Origin of the sequence: Arthrobacter sp. NPDC093139 (genome assembly GCF_044754165.1) — a bacterium.
In the GTDB taxonomy this organism is placed as follows: domain Bacteria; phylum Actinomycetota; class Actinomycetes; order Actinomycetales; family Micrococcaceae; genus Arthrobacter.
The window spans coordinates 268,108-287,055 of the sequence record NZ_JBIVOO010000002.1 but is presented as its reverse complement, the minus strand read 5'-3'; the positions used below and the strand labels follow the sequence as shown (position 1 = coordinate 287,055).

Below are 18,948 nucleotides of genomic sequence, written 5' to 3'. Positions count from 1 at the left end.
ACCCCCCCTGTTGATCAGGCAAGCATACGCACAGTCCTAGGGGCAGGGAAGTACCGCCAGCGGCATTTGTCTACGCTGTGGGCGAAGCATTCGCGGCCATTTCTGACCCAAGAGTTTCCGCAGCCAGAATTTCTCCGACCCAAGCATGCGCCGCACGGAATGCTTCGTCGGACGTGTGCGGTTCCACCACCGGGCTTTGTTCGTCTGCCCGTCCGTACGATCCCAGGAACCGCGTGGCCGGGCTGATTCGGTGCAGCCCGGCGAGGGCGTCCGCCACACGGGCGTCCGCGACGTGGCCATCGGCGTCGATGCTGAAGAAATAGTGGCCAAGGTACTGGCCCGTGGGGCGGGATTCGATCCGGCTGAGGTTCACGCCGCGGGTGGCGAACTGGTCGAGGATCTCCATGAGCGCGCCGGGGCGGTCTTCGGGCAGCGGCACAACCACGGTGGTCTTGTCGGCTCCGGTCCTGGCCGGCAGGACGCCGGGGCGGCTGACGAGGACAAAGCGGGTGACTGCCCCAGGATTGTCACCGATGTTCTCGGCCAGCACCCGGAGCCCGGGCTGTTCCGCCGCGACGATCGGGGCGCAAATCGCTGCATCGTAGTGAGCGTCGTCCTCCAGCAGTTCCATCGCCGCTGCGGCGGTGGAGGAGGCAGGAATATATTCGGCACCGTGAATATTGGCGTCGACCCACAGGCGGCACTGGGCCCAGGCATGGCCGTGGGTGGAGACCCGCCGGATCTGCGTGATGTCGACGCCCGGGCGGGCCACCAACACGAAGCTGATGGGGACCAGCGCCTCGCGGATGATCCGGAGTTCCTGGCCGGTGGCGATGGCGTCAAGCGTGGCCGTGACCCCGCCTTCGACCGAATTTTCAATCGGGACCATGGCAGCGTCGGCCGAACCGTCGCGCACCTTGTCCAGCGCCGCGTTGACGTTGGAGGACGGTATGCGGATGGCTGTGGCCGCGCCCGGTACCTGCATCAGCGCCGCCTCCGTGAATGTGCCCTCTGGGCCAAGGAAGGTGTAGGTGGGGCGTGGGGCGGGCATCAGTATTCCTTCTAGGTTATGAATGAAAAGGCATGGGTAACCGCAGGGCCGGAGATGTCCGGGCACCAGGGAATCACGGCGTCAGTAAAGATCAGAGCACCACGGGCTTGAGGCCGTTGTCCGAGACCAGCGGCTTGCCGGACTCGAGCCACTGGTCCATGCCTCCGGCCACATTGACGGCCGAGTAGCCTTGGCCCACCAGCCACTGGGCAGCGCGGAAGGACCGTCCGCCCGTGCGGCAGATGACGTAGAGATCCTCGTCAGGGTCCAGGTCATCGAGTCGGCCGGGCAGCTGATCCAAGGGGATGTGCACGGCGCCCTCAGCGTGCCCGGCCGCCCACTCGTAGTCTTCACGCACGTCCAGTATGGCTGCGTCCGCTGGAACGTCGTTGACGGTGACAGTTTCGTAGTCGCTCATGGAAGTCCTCTCCTTGGCCGCAAGCTCTCAGCACCAGCGTATCGCCAGCGGGCCGGGCCGCGCCCCTTGGGCGGCACGTTAGGCTTCTTGGATGCCACTCGGCAGCTCGGGCGTCCCGCAGGCGGCCCGGATATGGTCGTCAGCAACGCTCCTGAGCCTACTAAAGGGAAGGTTCCTGGGCTGGCGCCCGAGGAGTCAGGGCCTGCAACTGTGATCGGGCGTCAGTACTCCCTGGAATCGACCAAATCCAGGATATGAGTCTTGGGCTCGCCCACCTTGGCAGGAGCCCTCTCTTGGGACGGCCAGACCTTCGTGCGAAGTGTGTCGAGGAATGCGCCAGCGTCCGTCGCCGAATCGAAGTCGAGATGCAGCATCACCTCGTGCTCGTTGTCTACAGGGGGAAGATCCGGTAACGGCGCGCTCCGGAGCGTTCCCGCCCCCCCGGCGTCCTTTTCGAACGCGTTCCTCCACATGTCATAGTCACGAACCTGAAGCTCGACCCTCCCTGAAGACGATCTACGTCTACTTCGAGACCAAGGCCGCTCAGGTACGCACTCTGTGGGACGCTCGCCTCGGCGGCGAGGAATCGAAGCTCCCCGTGCTGGAGCAGGAGTTGTACCGCGCCGTGGTCAAGGAGCCCGATCCTGAACGCAAGCTCCGCTTGGTCGCGGCACAGTCACGCCTCGTCAAGACGCGTTCCGGGGCCTTGTTGGAGATGATCCGCGCCGCCGCATCCGCCGACTCCGAGATCGCCGATCTCTGGACAGGCATCGAGACGAAACTCCTTGAGGTGCAGCGTGCCGTCGTCGAGCAACTTCATGTCAGCGGATCACTTGCCGCGTCGCTCGACGTCACAAGGGCGACTGACATCCTCTGGACCCTGAACCACCCGACTGTGTGGCAGCTCCTGGTCCCAGGTCGCGGCTGGACAGGCAAGGAGTACGAACTGCTTCCCGATGCTCTTGACGAGTGAACTCGTTTCCGGTCTTGGAGGCTATCCAGTCGATCACGTCCTGCCGGTCGGTGTGCGGTAGGAGAAGTCCGTTTGATCAGGCTGGGCTGCGCAACGCCCGAAGGCCAAGCACGATGAGCCAAGCGAGCATGCTCAGGTTATATGGTCCGGCCAGAAAGCTCAGGCCAGCGAAGATCCCGGACGATGCGGCAGCGATGCCGAGCACGCCGGTGAACACGCCCCAATAGCCGAACCACGGTGGTGCGCCTAAGTCGCGCAGGAATCCCATTCCTGCCATAATCGCGCTGAGCCCCAACACACCGAAGGCCAGAACCGACGAGGACGAGGCCACCGCCCAGAGTGCGTCGCCGGCGGCACTGTCCGACCCGCCCGAAGCGGCCATCGGCCGGATAATGCCGTCGTAGAGACCGATCACGAGCAGGTTCTCCACGAGATGGATCGCGGCACCCAGCGCCAGCTCCCCTGCGCCGACGGCGACCAACGCCGAGCGGTGTCCATACCGGGCCATCAGCCACCAGGAAAATCCGGTGAGGATGACCATTGCAAGAATGAGGACCCAGGCTCCCGCGATGGCGCGATCGATGCTCACTACCCGTTCGGCCAGATCCGCCGCGGAGTGGTGGGCTTCGGGCATCTCCGCCCCGGTGAACCAGAGAGCGAGGCCGACAATAGCCGCGGCAGCGAAGCCAGTTGCGGCGAGGCCGCCCCAGCGCGCGAACCCTGCGGACGTCATGCCCGCATGTTACGGCAGCCCCCTCGACCGACACCAGATTCCTGTGGACAGATACGATGCCGGGCCGGGCTAGGGCGGACAGATCCAGGAAAGCGCACTCCGGAAAGCTCAATTCGGAGGCAATACCATGGGTGAGTCACACCCCAGCCCGGTTACGGCACTAGACTGCCAGCCACTGACAGAGCAACCGGGTAAGAGTTACAGACCATGCACGAAGCGAGCGCCCTTGACTGAGATCCACTGCCTCTCCGCCGTCCGCCTCAGGGACGCGCTGCGGTCCGGTGACCTCTCGGCGCGGGAGGCCGCGGACCACTTCCTGCGACGGATCGAGGCCGTCAATCCCCGGCTGGGCGCCTTCATCACAGTCACTGCGGATATGGCCATGGCCGAATCTGCTGCTGCCGACGAGAGGCACGCACGGCTTCCTGTCGAAGACCTTCCCGTACTCCACGGCGTTCCGGTTGCCTATAAGGACCTGACGGACGTGGCAGGAGTGGTCACCACACACGGCAGCGCCGCCCTGGACCGGCGTCCTGCCCCGGTGGACGGCGCCCTCGCGGCAGCCCTGAAGGCCTCCGGAACCACCTCGCTCGGCAAGACCCAGGTCCCGGAGTTCGGGCTTACGGCCTACAGCGAGAACCGCATCGCCCCGCCGTCGCGCAATCCGCACGCCCTAAGCCGCGGCTCGGGCGGCTCATCCGGCGGCAGCGCCGCGGCCGTGGCAGCAGGACTCCTGCCGTTCGCGCCGGGATCCGACGGCGGAGGCTCCGTGCGGATTCCCGCTGCCGCCTGCGGGCTGCTGGGGCTCAAACCCGGACGCGGCCTGGTTCCTGCCGGGGAGAGCAGCAGCGATCCGGCAGGGCTGGTGGTCGCCGGACCGCTGGCCCGCACCGCCGCGGATGCGGCGCTCCTGCTCGATGCGCTGACCCCGGATGTTAACGGCAGAGTGGGAACCGGGGGACCCGTTGGCTCCGGGTTCCTTGACGCCGTCACGGACGCCCCACGGGGGCGACTGCGGATCGGCCTGAGCCTGGACAGCCCGTGGTCCGGGATCTTTCCGTTCACACCGGAGCCTGAAGCGCTCGACGCGCTGGCCGTCGGCGTCCGGCTCCTAACGGAGGCCGGTCACGACGTCGTCGAAACGAGCATCCGCTACGACAACCGCTATCCCGATGCCTTCACCACCGCGTGGACCGCCGGCGTCGGAGCGGCGCGGATACCACCGCAGCGCGAGGCGTTGCTGACCCCGCTGACGCGCACGTTCCGGCGCCGGGCACAGCAGCGGAGTCCCGCAAAACTGAATGAATCGCTGGCCTTCCTGCGCCAGTTCCAGCGGGACACCATGACGCAGTACGCGGCCTGGGACCTGATCCTGACGCCATCACTCGCCCAGACGCCACGGCCGGTGGGCTGGTTCACGGGTTCGGCCCACGGCGACGGCCATTGGCCCGTGTCGGAATGGGCGGGAGACGCCGATGGTGACTACCGGAAGCAGTGCGAGTTCGCTCCCTGGTCATCCATGGTGAACGTCTGCGGCCTGCCTGCCGTCAGCATCCCGGTGCACTGGACGGGCACCGGTGGCGGACTTCCCATGGGCATTCAGCTGATCGGCCCGATGGGATCCGAGGCGCTGCTCCTGCAGGTTGCGGCGCAGCTCGGGTACTAGCCCTGCCTCGCCGCGCAGAGACCGTCAGGCGTACGCTGGCCGGATGATCCCAGCCCCACGCCTCCCGGTCGAGCAGCGCCTGTACGTCCCCTCGTCCGGCGAGGCATCCGACGTCGAACTTTTGCCGGCGGGAGATGTCACCGAAGGTGTGCTGCGGGTGGGAGGAACGGTCCGCCGGCCTCACCAGCCGCAAAGCTACGCGGTGGCTGACTATCTGGATTGGCTGGAGGATGCCGGTTTCGAAGGCTCTCCTAGGTTCCTGGGCCGTGACCCGTCCGGTCGGGACGTCCTTACTTTCCTGCCGGGTGACTGCGCCGGCGCCATGCCTGAACATTGGGTGCAGTCGGAGGATCTGCTGGTCTCCGTGGCCCGTTTGGTGCGCCGGCTGCACGCCGTTTCAGCTGGCTTCGTCCCTGCCGCCCACCCGTTTCCGCCGCGTCCCCTGCCCGTGGCCCATGAAGAGCAGGACGGGCTGGTCTGCCATCTGGATGTGACCCCACAGAATGTCGTGGTCCGCAGAGGCCTGGCGGTGGGGCTCGTCGACTTTGATCTCGCCGGCCCCGCCACCGGGTTCAAGGACTCCTTCAACACGGCCATGCACTGGGTGCCGCTCCGTCACCCGGGCGACTCGTGGCCGGGGTGGGAGACCCTGGACCCGTTTAGGCGGCTGCGCGTTTTCGCCGACGCCTACGGCTGGACGGAAGAAGAACGACGGCGGCTGCCGGAGTTCGGCGCGCATGCCACCCTCCTTTCGTATCACCGCATGGAGCACCGCGCCCGAAACCTCGGCGGCGGCTGGGCACGGATGTGGGCCGAAGGCGCAGGTGGCCGGATCGAACGCCGGCGGGCCTGGCTTGAGGCCAACGGCAGCCGCCTCATCCGGGCCCTGACAGACTGACGGGTTCAAGCCGGCCTGGTCACCAGCGCGGCGTCGTTGCCCGGATCCGCGGCTGGCGCCAGCGTGTTGCTGAACACCCTGTACCCGAGATCGGCGTCGTAGCCGTGGACCTCCCGGGTATCGAGGGCGGCCATGAATGCCAGCGCGTTGGCGGTAATCACCTGGCCCGGCACCAAGATGGGGAAACCCGGCGGGTACGGCGTGACGAAGCCGGCAGACACCACTTCCGTACCGGAGGCGACCATGCGCGCCAGCTCATCCGGGCCAACGTATTCGGTTGCCCCCGGCTTGTACGTCTCGAAGTACGCGGCCCGAAGGTTGCCGTCCGGCGTCAGCTCGTCGTTTCGGAAGCGGCGGGCGAACCTGCTGAAGTCCGGCAGCGCCGGCGGCGCGCTGCTCAGTGCGCGCACCCGGGCATCCCGGGCACTCCGCCCCCGCGGCCCGAGCGTCCTCTGTTCGGCGTCGAAGGACTCGGCGAGCTTGACCAGCACCTCCACCAGATAGGCCACGGCGCTGCGGGACGTCCCGATGTTGGTCATGAAAAGTACGCTGTTGCGTGAGGTTTTGTTGACCTGGATCCCGTATTTGTCCATCAGGTGATCGTGCTTGAACGTGTCGCCGTCGATTCCCGTCAGCGCGATGTTGAGTGTCAGCCGGCTGGGATCGACCACAAATTCGTCCCTCCGCCACGCCTCGTCAAGCACAGACAGGCCCTGGCTCAGCGGCATGGAGCAGTCCGTTTCCCTGTACGCGGCCGGGATGAGCTCCCGGGAGCCGAGGACTCGGAAGTACTTCTTCAGCAAGGGGTTCCGCGCCACGGCCTGGGCAATGCTGACCGCGAGGTCCGCCTGTTTCTGCACCAGGCCGAACCCTTCCAGCTCCACCTGGCGCCGCCCGATGTCCAGCGAGGCCAGGATCTGGTAGTTCGGCGACGTGGAGGTGTGGGTCATGTACGACTCACGGAATGCCTCTTCGTTAAGATGCTCGAAGTCCTGGTCGAATGCATGGACCATGGAGCCCTGCCGCAGGGACGTGAGGGTCTTGTGCGTCGACTGCGTGGCATAGACGCGCAGGCGGGCGCGCGCCGGATCCGGGATGAGCCGCGTCCGCAGCCACACCTCGTCGTCGGCCAACTCACCGGTTTCCGGATCCCTGAGTGCTTCGGCCTGCTCGGCGTGCCGCAGCACAAAGTCGGGGTCCCGGAACCGGGCTTCAAGCTTCCGCGCGGCCGCCATCGCCGTCCGGCGCCGGTACACCGGGTGGAACCCGGCGAACGCGAACCACGCTTCATCCCAGAGGAACACCAGGTCCGGTTTGATGGCCAGGCACTCCTCCATGACCCGTTCGGGGTCGTAGACGATTCCGTCGAAGGTGCAGTTGGTCAGGGTGATCATCTTGACGTCGTCCAGGCGCCCGGCCCGCCGGTAGTCAAGGAGCATCTTCTTGATGCTGGCCAGCGGGACTGCCCCGTAAAAGGAGTGCTGGTCCAGGGGGTACGCGTCGAGGTAGGCCACCTGGGCGCCGGAGAGCATGAGGGCGTAGTGGTGGGACTTGTGGCAGTTGCGGTCCACCAGGACCACATCACCCGGTGCCACGATCGACTGGTGGACGATCTTGTTGGCCGTGGACGTCCCGTTGGTGACAAAGAACGTCTTTTCCGCCCCGAACGCCCTGGCAGCGAGCGCCTGGGCATCCTTGATGGAACCGTGGGGGTCCAGCAGCGAATCGAGCCCGCCGGAGGTGGCCGAGGTTTCGGCCAGCAGCAGGTTCAGTCCGTAGAAGTCCACCATGTCCTTGGTCCAGGGCGAGCTGCCGACGGACCCGCCACGGGAGATGGGGAGCGCGTGGAACACACTGGCCGGACGCTGGCTGTACTCCTGGAGGGCGGTGAAAAAGGGCGTGTCGAAGCGCTGGGTGACTCCGGCCAGCAGGGAAAGATGAAGGTCCAGGCGGTCCTCACGCCTGAAGATCCTCGCGAACGGGCGCGTCAGTGATCCGGCCAGGCCTTCGATGCCGACACCGGCCACCAGGTAGATGTCCAGCTCCGGCCGCAGTTCGGCGATGCTCCCGGCGAGCCGGAGGATCCGGTCGATCGGACGCAACCCCTCCAGTCCGTCGTCGACGTACCGGCCAAGGAACGTTTTCAGGTCAGATCCCAGCGGCCCGTCAGCCCTGATCCCAAACCCTGGCCGGAGAACGCAGGCCTGGATGTCCGGGTTGATGAGGACTGCCACCAAGGCATCCTCAAAGGAAGGCACCACGTTGACGTCATAGCTGAAGGCGTCCGCCGGCCGGCGCTGCTCCAGCATGCCTTTCTTAAGCGTCTCCGCGTCCAGCTCCGTGATGTCATCCACCACCAGCACCTCAAACCGTGGCCGCTCATCCGGCACTGCGGAGGATTCCTGTGCCGCGCTGTCGGCATGGGCGTGGTGTTCCTGCCCCTGCCTGGACTGTTCCGGTCCCGTCCGGGTGCGGCAGCGGGCCTGCTTGACTGCTTCCACCAGCTTCAGGGCCTCGCCGTACGCTTCAGCGTCGATGCAGCTGCGCAGGCGCCCCATGGTCTCCGTCCCGGGCAAGGCCCAAAACTTCTCGATGGAGCCAAGCAGCCCAAGGGCCCGGCGGACCTGGCTTTTCAGCCCGCTTTGCTTCCCAGGCGGCGGTGCCGCCGCCGCAAGCTGCTTCATGGCATACCCGAGGAATTCCCAGGCATCAGCCCGTACGCGCCAGGCCCGGCTCGGCGTACCAATTTCAGGTCCGACACCGGATGCCAGGGAGGCGCCGTCGTTGTTCATATCTTGAGTTCTCATGCTTTCTCGTAGTGCGGGTGATGTGGCGATGGGTCTGTTAGGGGAATCCCTAGGGCGTCTTCTGCAGGCTTGGAGCCGCCGGGGCTGCCTGACGTATCCGCCGGCGCGACGAGTACCAGCCGAGGCACAGCAGTGGAATGAGGACCAGGAAGGATGCCAGCACCCACCTGCCGGTTTCTGAGAGGCCAACGGACGGCCGGTCCGCCGGCTGAGGGGGTCGAACGCTGTCCTAAAGCATTTCCGGCGACTCCGGAGGCGAGGCTGTCACTGGGGGTCTCCTTTGACTCCTGTTTTGCCGGCCCTTTGCAGCGAGGCCAGCAATGAAATGACGGTGAATGATGGGGAAGTGTTCCTGCCGATACCAGCGCGGCGCTGCGCCGGGGCGACGGTATCCAACTCTAGATCCCGGGCGATAAATTTAGCTTGGCTGCCCTGACAAATTCACGAATTCAGAATTGTGCCCGGCGCCAACTTTGCCGGAGCCAGGGACGAGTATTGTTCATGGCTGTGGCATCCGCCATGACAACTTCAATGAAGAAGGGCCTGAACGCTGCGTGAAATCTGAGGAACTCGACGGAGGCGCCGCCAGTGTCACGCTCAGCGACATTCTTGAAGACATCGGCGTGGACAACGGCCAGTTGCTGATAGCGCCGTCGTCCACCAACGAAAGAGTCAGCGAAACCGTCATCCTGGATGCCGAGGACCAGGACTCTGTCCGGCCCGGGGCGCTGGTCCTGCTCATCGGTGCCCGAGGGCGTGCTGCCCTGCCGAAAATCCGGGAGCTAATCCGGGACAACCCGGTGGCGATTGCCGTCAAGGGCGCGGAATCTGATCTTGATGCTGTCCAGGAACTCCTTCGTCCGACCGGAATCGGCCTCATTGCGATTTCGAGGTCGGCGCGGTGGGACCAGATTGAAAGCATTGCGATCGACCGGATCAGGGAATCGCTCCCTTCGGAGGACGCGTCAACGCTCATCCAGCGCGACCTGTTCGGCATAGCGCAGACAACCGCAACGCTGACTCACGGCCACGTTGTCATCGAAGATCCCGCGAACAGGGTCCTGGCCTACTCCCCCGCATCCAACGACGTGGACGAACTGCGCAGGCTGTCCATCCTGGCGAGGCGCGGCCCGGAGCGATACCAAAAGCTGCTCAAGGAGTCCGGTGTCTACAAGCACCTGCAGGCCGGCGAGGGTCCGATTCACATCCCGGCAAACCCGGACGAGGGCCTCCGCGAGCGCGTTGCCATGGCCATCCATGCCGGCAGAAGGGTTCTGGGCTACATCTGGCTTCAGGAAGGAACCGAACGCCTGGCGCCGAACACGGACCGGATCCTCATAGGCTCCGCCCGGCATGCTGCGATCGAGCTGGTGCGGCACCGCAACGAACAGTCGCAGTCCATGCGCCGGGACCGCGTTTCAAGCCTTTTGAGCGGCACCGCCCAGATCCATTCGCAGGCACAGTCGGCCGGGCTCGATCCCGCCCGGCCCGCGGCCCTGGTCCTGGTGTCGTCAGGCGGTGCCAACCAGGGTGCCCCCGGCATGCAGCTGCAGCGGGGAGAACTGGCAAACCTCATCTCGATTCACGCCGCTGCTTACCGGCCCGGCGCCATAGTGGGCGCATTGGGACTCGAAACAGCGATCATCCTGCCCGACCTCGACCCCATAAAGTCACCCGCGGCGATCAGCCGGCTGGTCAACGTCATCGTCAGGGACGCGGAGGCCCACCTGGACCTGGAAGTCCAGGCGGCCATCGGGCCGGTGGTAGACCGGCTGGACCGCCTGCACACCTCGCTCGAGCATGTCCGCAATGTCCTGAAGGTCCTTGAAGCCACACCCTCGATGAGGGTTGCCGCATTCAGCGAGGTGGAAACCACCGTCCTGGTCAACGAGTTGCTGGAGCTTATCGGCTCCAACGACCGTCTCCGGCACAAGGGGATAGCCCTGCTGTGTGAACGGTACCCGGAATTCGCCGTCACCCTGCTGGCCTACCTGGAGTCCTTCGGCGACGTGAACCGGTGTGCTGAACAGCTGCTGATTCACCGGAACACCGTCCATTACCGGCTCCGCCGCTCCTGCGAGGTCGCCGGAGTTGACCTTCAGGATCCAGGCCAGCGGCTGCTCGCCCATCTCCAAATCCGGTTGTGGACGGAAACCCAGCAGCGGCAGCAGCCCTATATCCCTTGACGGCCCGAAACACCTGCAACTGCCTGAAACGCAAGCATCTGGCCAAGCGCCGCCATCCAGCCAAGCACCAGCACCATTCGCCAACGGCCGGCACCATTGCCGTGCCCTGAAACAGAAGAAGAGAACCCTCCGCCATGGACATCCAAAGCCTCCTTGACGACATCGCCGGCTCGGTCACACCCCACATTGGCCAAGGCGAGGTGGCCGGCTATATCCCCGAACTCGGAGCGGTGAGCGCCGGCCAGTTCGGAATTTCGGTGGCTACCGGTGACGGCGAGGTGTTTTCGTCAGGTGACTCGGACGTGCCGTTCTCGATCCAAAGCATCTCGAAGGTGTTTGCCCTCGCGCTGGTGCTCGCCGGGGACGGCGACAGGATCTGGAAGCGGGTCTTCCGGGAGCCGTCCGGCAATCCGTTCAACTCGCTGGTCCAGCTGGAGCATGAAGACGGCATACCGCGCAATCCGTTCATCAACGCCGGAGCGCTCGTGGTCACCGACAGGCTCCTGAGCATCGCCGACAACCCCCATACGGCTGTCCGCGATCTGCTCCGGACCGAAAGCGGCAACGGTTCCATCGGCATCGATGCGGTAGTGGCCGAGTCCGAGGCCAGGAACAACAACAGGAACGCGTCGCTGGCGCACTTCCTGGCCAGTTGCGGCAACCTGGACAATCCGGTGGAAGACGTCCTCGACGCGTACGTCAGCCAGTGTTCCCTCGCCATGAGCTGCGCTGATCTGGCCGTGGCCAGCAGCTTCCTCGCCCGCAACGGACTGGCAGCCGATGGCAGCGCGGTGCTCTCCCCGGCCCAGACCAAGCGCATCAATGCCGTGATGCTTACGTGCGGCACCTACGATGCAGCCGGCGAATTCGCCTACCGGGTGGGTCTTCCGGGCAAGAGCGGGGTGGGCGGTGGAATCATCGCGGTTGTGCCCAACAACTGCACCATCTGTGTCTGGAGCCCTGGGCTGGGCCGCTCAGGGAATTCCGTGGCAGGAGTCGCCGCCCTGGACGAGTTCACCACCCGCACCGGCTGGTCTATCTTCTAGCGGCCTCAGGCGTTGGTGTAGGAACTGCTGGCCGCGACGCTGAACAGCAGCGCCAGCCCAATGATGGCCAGCACCGTGAGGGCCAGGCCGATGTACCCCATCACCAGGCCGGCAATGGCGAGCCCGCGGCCGGAGGGTTCACGCCGAACGGCCATGTGCCCCAGGATGACGGCTGCAACCTGCGGCAGGACGATAAAGCCGAAGCCCACGAACACGGCGATGCCGCAGCACAGGCTGGCGATGCTCAGCGTCTTCGGCTCCGCCGGCATCCCGTAGTACGGCTGGCCATAAGGACCGGCGTACTGCTGGCCGTATTGCGGGTAGTACTGCTGTCCATATTCCTGGCCCTGCCGGCCATAGTGCGTGTACTGCGGCGGTCCGGGGATATCCGAACCCTGCGGTGGAATGTACGACGGCGGCTGGTAACCGCTCGGTGTTGGATCGCCGTCCGTTCCGTTATGGCGCGGTTCTGTCATGGGAATCCCCTCTGCAATGTCCTAAACAAAACATTACAGCCGACCAACGGCTTCTAAACCCCGGGAGTTTATTTATCCTAAAACCGCCTGGTACGCATTGTTTTCGACATTTCAGCGTCATAGGGACCGCATTTCGGACGTGCCGTGTTCCGCCCCCGCCGTCGTCTGGCATGCTGGTGCCATGGCTAGCCGCGCGGGCACAGTTGCCCAACCCCAAGACCTTGTTGACCTGACCGCTCTTCTGGATGCGTACTATGACGTCAAACCCGACCTGACCGATCCTGGACAGCGTGTGGCGTTCGGAACGTCCGGACACCGCGGGTCCAGCCTGAAGGCGTCCTTCAATGAGGCGCATATCGTGGCCATCACGCAGGCGATCGTGGAATACCGGGCAGGGCAGGGCATCACTGGGCCGCTGTTCCTGGCCAAAGACACGCACGGACTCAGTGAACCGGCGCAGAACTCCGCCCTCGAGGTCCTGGCCGCCAATGGCGTGAAAGTCCTCATCGACGCCCGCCACGGCTACACCCCCACCCCCGCCCTCAGCCACGCCATCCTGACCTATAACCGCAATGCCCCGGCCGGCGCCCCGCAGGCTGACGGCATCGTGGTCACGCCCAGCCACAACCCTCCCGCCGACGGCGGCTTCAAGTACAACCCGCCGCACGGTGGACCCGCAGACACGGACGCCACCGGCTGGATCGCCAACCGCGCCAATGAACTTTTGGAAAACGGCCTCCGCGGCGTGAAGCGGATCCCGGTGGCGGAAGCCCTCGAAGCCGAGACCACGGGCAAGTTCGACTACCTCAGCAGCTATGTGGACGATCTCCCCTCCGTGCTTGACCTGAATGCCATCCGCGAGGCGGGCGTCCGGATCGGCGCCGATCCCATGGGCGGCGCGTCCGTCGACTACTGGGGTGAGATCGGCGAGCGCCACCACCTGAACCTCACCGTGGTCAACCCGACCGTGGATCCGCAGTGGGCGTTCATGACCCTGGACTGGGACGAGAAGATCCGCATGGACTGCTCCTCGCCGTCCGCCATGGCGTCGCTCATCAACCGGATGTCTGATGGCGCCAACTACGACGTCGCGACCGGAAACGACGCCGACGCTGACCGCCACGGCATTGTCACGCCGGATGGCGGGCTGATGAACCCGAACCACTACCTCGCTGTCGCTATCGACTACCTGTACCGGCACCGCACCGGCTGGAACCCGGAATCTGTCATCGGCAAGACGCTGGTGTCCTCCTCCATCATCGACCGCGTCGCCGGAAGCCTCGGCCGCAAGCTCGTGGAGGTGCCGGTCGGCTTCAAGTGGTTCGTTCCTGGGCTGCTGTCCGGCGAAGGCGCGTTCGGCGGCGAGGAATCCGCCGGCGCCTCGTTCAACAAGATGGACGGCAGCGTCTGGACCACCGACAAGGATGGCATCCTGCTGGCGCTGCTCGCCTCGGAGATCACCGCGGTCACCGGCAAGTCGCCGTCGCAGCTGTACAAGGGCCTCACGGACCAGTTCGGCGATCCGGTCTATGCACGCATCGACGCCGCCGCCACGCGCGAGCAGAAGGCGGCGCTTGGCAAGCTGTCGCCGTCGGACGTCACAGCCACCGAACTGGCCGGCGAGACGATCACCGCGAAGCTGACGGAGGCTCCCGGCAACGGGGCAGCCATCGGCGGCCTGAAGGTGGTAACGGAGAACGCCTGGTTCGCCGCCCGCCCGTCCGGGACCGAGGATGTCTACAAGATCTACGCCGAGTCCTTCAAGGGCGCCGACCACCTGAAGCAGGTCCAGGCAGAAGCCAAGGCGCTGGTGGACGGCGTGATTTCCTAGGAGCTAACCGGGCGCAACAGGTCTAAACTTGGACTAGGCCCGGATGCATGCCTTGCAGCTTCGGCTGCAGAAATACTGCCCCGATTGCCTCCGGAATGTCCCCCATGTTGCCGGAGGCAATCGCGCGTCCGAGGCCGGATCCGCCCGGGCTCATCAGAGTCCGGCCAACCAGACTCCTAGCTGGTCAAACGCTGCCCAATGAGACCTAACGCTGCCCAATCAGACCTAGACGGTCCGGACGACGTCCTCGTAGGCGAACTTCGGCTTGGCCTCGCCCCACGCGTCGGGTCCGGGCTGGCCGATGTTGACCACCAGGAAGCTCTTCTGGTCTCCGGCCGGGAAAAACTCCTTATCGATGGCGGCAAAGTCCGCGCCCGTCATGGGGCCCGCGGCGAGCCCGAGGGAGCGCACGGCGAGGATGAAATAGCCCGCCTGCAGGTGCGCGTTGTTGTTGCCCGTGGCGGCGGCCAGGTCCGCGGAGGCGTCGTACATGGCTTTGGGTGCGTTGTAGCCGGGCAGGAAGTTCTCCCACTGCTCCTGCCATGAGGTGTCGTAGCTGAGGATGGCAACGAGCGGGGCGGCGGCCGTCTTGGCGCGGTTCCCGCTGGAGAGAGCGTCCACGAGCTTGGCGCGGGCCTCGGGCGAGCGCACGTATGTGACCCGCAGCGGCTGGGAGTTGAACGCGGTAGGGCCGAACTTGGTCAGTTCATAGATGGCGCGGGCCTGCTGCTCAGTGACTTCTCCGGTGAAGGCATGGGCCGTACGGGCCTCGGCGAAGATCGCGTCCACGGCTGCGGAATCGATCACGGCTTCTTCATGGGCGATGGTCATTCGTTTCCTCTCGATTGGCCGCCGCCCCGTCCGGGCCGTGGCGGTACTGCTTTCCATGGTTGCAACCGGCGGCGGAACCATGCTCTTCCCGTGACGGCCCGTTACAGGGCGTGAGCTTTGGCACACTGCTCCGTTCCCCTGCAGCGACGGCCCGGCTCAACCGCGCATGCCCACTCGCCCGGGGCACCAGCGCGGTATTGTTGCACCGGAAGATCCAGCCCCTCCCTCGGGCAACCCCTCGGAAAGGCCCCGGCAATGAGCATGCTCGGAACCAAATGGAAGCTGCACGGCAACGGCAAAGCTGTCCGCCCCGGCGAAGTGGTTGCCCCCGGAGAACGGCTCACCTGGCCAATTACCATCGGCGTGGGCATGCAGCACGTCGTGGCCATGTTCGGCGCGACGTTCCTGGTGCCCATCATCACGGGGATGCCGCCGGCCACCACGCTGTTCTTCTCCGGCATCGGCACGCTCCTGTTCCTCGTGATCACCCAGGGCCGGGTGCCCAGCTACCTTGGCTCCAGCTTCGCGTTCATCGCGCCCATCATGGCCTCCCAGCAGCAGTTCGGCGTCCCCGGCGCCCTCGGCGGGGTCGTGATGGCCGGCGCCGGGCTGGCGCTCATCGGCGCGATCGTGCAGAAGTTCGGCGCGGGCTGGATCAACAGGCTCATGCCGCCCATCGTCACCGGCGCAATCGTGGCGCTGATCGGCCTCAACCTCGCGCCCGCGGCCAAGAACAATTTCGACGCCGCCCCCGTCACGGCGCTCATCACCCTCGTCACCATCATCTTGGTGAGCGTCCTGTTCCGGGGGATCATTGGCCGCCTCAGTATTCTCGTAGGCGTACTGGTGGGCTACCTCGCCGCCATGGTCCGGGGCGAGGTGAATTACGCCAAGATGGATGCCGCAGCTTGGGTCGGCCTGCCCCATTTCCAGACGCCCGAATTCCATCTGGGCGTGGTGGGCCTCTTCGTTCCCGTCGTACTGGTGCTGGTGGCGGAAAACATCGGCCATGTGAAGTCCGTATCCGCGATGACCGGCCAGAACCTGGACGGCGTTTCGGGCCGGGCACTCGTTGCTGACGGCGCCGCCACAGTGCTGGCCGGCTTCGGAGGCGGATCGGGCACCACCACCTATGCGGAAAACATCGGCGTCATGGCCGCCACGAAGGTGTATTCCACGGCCGCGTACTGGGTTGCCGGCATCTTCGCCATCCTCCTGAGCTTCTCACCCAAGTTCGGCGAACTGATCGCCACGGTGCCGCCGGGCGTATTGGGCGGCGCCGCCACCATGCTGTACGGCATGATCGGCATCCTCGGCGTGAAGATCTGGGTCCAGAACAAGGTCAACTTCTCCAACCCCGTGAACCTGACCACCGCCGCCGTCGCGCTGATTATTGGCATCGCCGATTACACGTGGACTGTCGGAGACCTGAAGTTCACCGGCATCGCGTTGGGCTCCGCGGCTGCCCTGGCCATCTATCACGGCATGAAGGCCATCGCCAGGGCCCGGGGCACCGCAGCCGAGCCGGAAACCGAAGGGCCGGCAGCACATCAGGGCCTTCCTCCGGCAGCCAAGGCAGCCATCAAGTCCGCGGCCAAGCGCCCACCCAAGAAGCGATAGGCGCCGGCGGGCTGGGGCCCGGTTAATGAGCCCAGCCTGCCGCATTTCTGCACCACTTTCAGTGCCAGTAGGCGTCGGCGCCCCCGGAACTCCAAGGGCGCCAGGGCCTTGCCGGATCTAAAGCGGTGCAGAAATGTGGCTCCGGCCGCGTGGGGGAGCGGGATTATCCGGCGTCGAACGTTTCGTCCTCGTCATTAGGGGACTTCTCCTGCGGCAAATCATTGCCGCTTCCGTCCGGCAGGCCGGAGGCCTCCTGGGCGGGCTCCGAGGAGAACTGGTCCGAATCCTGCTCATCGGCAGTGCCCTCGCCGATCTCAGCCTCACTGGACGGCACTGCCGTACCGGCATCCTCAGCCGGCGCAGCATCAGCGTCGCGGGGAAGTGGGGACTCCCCCGGCGTCGGGTCGAAACCAGCCCTGCTGATGTCGCCCTCGGCGTGCAGCTGGTCGTCGGTTCCGCCGAACCGGCCGGCACCGGGTTCTCCTGCGCTGTCCTGGTCCTCTTCAGCAAAGTGGCTGAGGTTCGGGGTGCCGGTGTCGAACCTCTCGCCCTCCGGGCTATCCTGGTTCAGGCCCGCTTCGTCGAAGTCCTCCTCCTCGCGGGGCTGGGCGAACTGCTTTCCGCCCATTTCCTGCTCCACGGTTGGGGTGCCATAACCTCCGGCTTCCTCTTCAGGGGCTGCGTGCTGGTTGTCCTGGCTCATGTGTTCCTCCTTGGTGGGAAATACAGTTGGCTGGAAATACTGTTGGCTGGAAGCGCAGTGGCGGGGTTACTGGGAGCGCCGGGTCCTTTCAGGGGCTCACAGCCCCTTGCCGCCCGTAACGGGAAGCACCGCCCCGGAGATGTACGAGCCGGCGTCGGACGCCAGCAGGACATAGGCAGCGGCGAGCTCGGCAGGCTGGCCTGCGCGCTGCAGCGGCGTGTCCTGGCCGAAATTTGGCAGCTTGTCCGGCCACTCCGTGGCAGGAATGAGAGGAGTCCAGATGGGGCCTGGCGCCACGGCGTTGACCCGGATGCCCTTCGGTCCCAGTTCCTGAGCCAGCGCCTTGGTGAAAGCCACCTGCGCCGCCTTGGTCATGGCGTAGTCGATCAGTCCCGGTGACGGGTTGAATGCCTGGATGGAGGCCGTGGTGATGATGGACGCACCTGCCGTCAGGTGCGGCACGGCAGCGCGCGCCGTCCACAGCAGGGAGTAGAGGTTGGTCTGGAAGACGCGGTCGAACTCCTCTGTGGGCAGGGACTCGAAGCTGTCCCGGTTTTTCTGGTAGGCGGCGTTGAGCACCACCACGTCGAGCCGCCCGAACTCCGCCACTGTATCGTCCACGATCTTCGTGCTGAACTCTTCGCTCCGCCCGTCGCCTGCAAGAAGGAGAGCCCGCCGGCCCGTCTTGCGGATCCAATCGGCCGTATCCCGGGCGTCCTCTTCCTCCTCCGGAAGATATGAGATGGCGACATCCGCGCCCTCGCGGGCGAAAGCAATCGCCACCGCCTTGCCGATGCCCGAGTCGCCGCCCGTGATAAGGGCGGCTTTGCCCCGAAGCTTGTCACTGCCCTCGTAGCTCAGCTCGCCATGGTCGGGGTGCGGATCCATCGGGGCCGTGAGGCCCGGCTGCTTCTGTTCCTGCTGGGGAAAAGGGCCTGCGTGGTAGGTCCCACGGGGATCCCTAGGCTGGTCGGGCTGCTTTTCTGAGTCACTCATAGTCCACCTTTCCAAGGCTTTGCCGGGTCCGGCTCTTCGAACCTAACGCAGTGTCGAGGACCAAGTCCACAGCCTGACAAAAGATGGTCAGTAAACTTAGCAGTTGTTGAATTCCCGGATCGCAGAGCCTAGGTTTGGAGCACACAGCAGCCGTCAGGCCAGATGGAGGAGGATGCATGACGGATCCGGACGCCCCCGCTGGCAGCGGCAGGAACGAGACCCGCGAGGAACAGCTCGACCGGAACTGGATGGAGCTGATCCAGGAACTGCGCGTCCTTCAGACCGGCGTGCAGATCTTGGCTGGCTTCCTGCTGACGTTGCCGTTCCAGGACCGTTTCGAGACCCTCGATGACTTTCAGCGGAACCTGTACCTGGTGAACGTGGCGCTGGCGGCCCTGACCACCGCCTTCATCCTGCTTCCGGTGAGCGTGCACCGCCGGCTCTTCCGTAAGCGGCTCAAGGCAACCCTGGTGACCAGCGGGGATAACATCACCAAGATCGCCCTGAGTGGTGTGGGGGCGCTTAGCGTAGGGACGGCCGCCCTCGTTTTTGACGTCACAGCCGGACGCGCTGCCGGGCTCAGCGCGGGTGCAATCCTGCTGCTCGTGCTCATCGTCCTCCTGGTCTATGTCCCCTTGCACCTGCACCGGAAGGCCAGGAAGTCGAACGGCTGAATGCCGCCGGCCCGGCCCCGAACCAGAAAGGCCGAACCA

The 18,948-nt window shown here is 65.4% G+C and carries 16 protein-coding genes; 8 read left to right on the top strand and 8 right to left on the bottom strand.

What is annotated here, in order from left to right; translation table 11 throughout:
- Nucleotides 1-70: 70 nt before the first annotated feature.
- Both pheA and ACIP90_RS04430 read right to left on the bottom strand, forming a co-directional pair.
- Nucleotides 71-1,051, bottom strand: coding sequence for a prephenate dehydratase (gene pheA / locus ACIP90_RS04435; protein ID WP_400577301.1), 981 nt, complete (start codon nt 1,049-1,051; stop codon nt 71-73).
- A 91-nt stretch (nt 1,052-1,142) separates the two neighbouring features.
- On the bottom strand, nt 1,143-1,469 hold the full coding sequence (locus tag ACIP90_RS04430) for a rhodanese-like domain-containing protein (protein ID WP_400577299.1): 327 nt from the start codon (nt 1,467-1,469) through the stop codon (nt 1,143-1,145).
- Nucleotides 1,470-2,067: 598 nt separating this feature from the next.
- Here ACIP90_RS04430 and ACIP90_RS04425 point away from each other — a divergent pair.
- On the top strand, nt 2,068-2,442 hold the full coding sequence (locus tag ACIP90_RS04425) for a hypothetical protein (RefSeq protein WP_400577297.1): 375 nt from the start codon (nt 2,068-2,070) through the stop codon (nt 2,440-2,442).
- Nucleotides 2,443-2,518: 76 nt separating this feature from the next.
- Here the strand turns inward: ACIP90_RS04425 and ACIP90_RS04420 are convergent, their stop codons facing one another.
- Nucleotides 2,519-3,175, bottom strand: coding sequence for a hypothetical protein (locus tag ACIP90_RS04420; protein WP_400577296.1), 657 nt, complete (start codon nt 3,173-3,175; stop codon nt 2,519-2,521).
- 226 nt (nt 3,176-3,401) lie between these two features.
- Between ACIP90_RS04420 and ACIP90_RS04415 the strand changes: the two genes are divergently transcribed.
- Together ACIP90_RS04415 and ACIP90_RS04410 are read left to right on the top strand one after the other, a co-directional pair.
- Complete coding sequence (locus ACIP90_RS04415; RefSeq protein ID WP_400577294.1) at nt 3,402-4,841, top strand: amidase; 1,440 nt, start codon at nt 3,402-3,404, stop codon at nt 4,839-4,841.
- Between the two features lie 43 nt (nt 4,842-4,884).
- Nucleotides 4,885-5,739, top strand: coding sequence for an aminoglycoside phosphotransferase family protein (locus ACIP90_RS04410; RefSeq protein WP_400577292.1), 855 nt, complete (start codon nt 4,885-4,887; stop codon nt 5,737-5,739).
- Between the two features lie 5 nt (nt 5,740-5,744).
- Here the strand turns inward: ACIP90_RS04410 and ACIP90_RS04405 are convergent, their stop codons facing one another.
- Entirely contained in the window at nt 5,745-8,546 is a 2,802-nt protein-coding gene (locus ACIP90_RS04405) for an aminotransferase class I/II-fold pyridoxal phosphate-dependent enzyme (RefSeq protein WP_400577290.1), read from the bottom strand.
- Nucleotides 8,547-9,100: 554 nt separating this feature from the next.
- Here ACIP90_RS04405 and ACIP90_RS04400 point away from each other — a divergent pair.
- On the top strand, nt 9,101-10,732 hold the full coding sequence (locus ACIP90_RS04400; protein ID WP_400577288.1) for a PucR family transcriptional regulator: 1,632 nt from the start codon (nt 9,101-9,103) through the stop codon (nt 10,730-10,732).
- Nucleotides 10,733-10,866: 134 nt separating this feature from the next.
- Nucleotides 10,867-11,778, top strand: a complete 912-nt coding sequence (locus ACIP90_RS04395; RefSeq protein ID WP_400577286.1) for a glutaminase — start codon at nt 10,867-10,869, stop codon at nt 11,776-11,778.
- Between the two features lie 5 nt (nt 11,779-11,783).
- Here ACIP90_RS04395 and ACIP90_RS04390 read toward each other — a convergent pair whose 3' ends face one another.
- Nucleotides 11,784-12,254: a DUF4190 domain-containing protein gene (locus tag ACIP90_RS04390; RefSeq protein ID WP_400577284.1), complete on the bottom strand. Its 471-nt coding sequence runs from the start codon at nt 12,252-12,254 to the stop codon at nt 11,784-11,786.
- 181 nt (nt 12,255-12,435) lie between these two features.
- Between ACIP90_RS04390 and pgm the strand changes: the two genes are divergently transcribed.
- Nucleotides 12,436-14,085, top strand: coding sequence for a phosphoglucomutase (alpha-D-glucose-1,6-bisphosphate-dependent) (gene pgm, locus ACIP90_RS04385; protein WP_400577282.1), 1,650 nt, complete (start codon nt 12,436-12,438; stop codon nt 14,083-14,085).
- Between the two features lie 225 nt (nt 14,086-14,310).
- On the opposite strand, the gene ACIP90_RS04380 is transcribed toward pgm, so the two are convergent.
- On the bottom strand, nt 14,311-14,916 hold the full coding sequence (locus ACIP90_RS04380; protein ID WP_400577280.1) for a malonic semialdehyde reductase: 606 nt from the start codon (nt 14,914-14,916) through the stop codon (nt 14,311-14,313).
- Between the two features lie 255 nt (nt 14,917-15,171).
- Here ACIP90_RS04380 and ACIP90_RS04375 point away from each other — a divergent pair, with 255 nt between their 5' ends.
- Complete coding sequence (locus ACIP90_RS04375) at nt 15,172-16,536, top strand: uracil-xanthine permease family protein (RefSeq protein ID WP_400577278.1); 1,365 nt, start codon at nt 15,172-15,174, stop codon at nt 16,534-16,536.
- Between the two features lie 163 nt (nt 16,537-16,699).
- Here ACIP90_RS04375 and ACIP90_RS04370 read toward each other — a convergent pair whose 3' ends face one another.
- Nucleotides 16,700-17,239 (bottom strand): hypothetical protein, encoded by a 540-nt coding sequence (locus ACIP90_RS04370; RefSeq protein ID WP_400577276.1) that lies wholly within the window; start codon nt 17,237-17,239, stop codon nt 16,700-16,702.
- A gap of 96 nt (nt 17,240-17,335) precedes the next feature.
- Entirely contained in the window at nt 17,336-18,235 is a 900-nt protein-coding gene (locus tag ACIP90_RS04365; protein WP_400577275.1) for an SDR family oxidoreductase, read from the bottom strand.
- A gap of 176 nt (nt 18,236-18,411) precedes the next feature.
- On the opposite strand from ACIP90_RS04365, the gene ACIP90_RS04360 reads away from it, so the two are divergent.
- Entirely contained in the window at nt 18,412-18,909 is a 498-nt protein-coding gene (locus tag ACIP90_RS04360; protein WP_400577273.1) for a DUF6328 family protein, read from the top strand.
- Nucleotides 18,910-18,948: the final 39 nt, after the last annotated feature.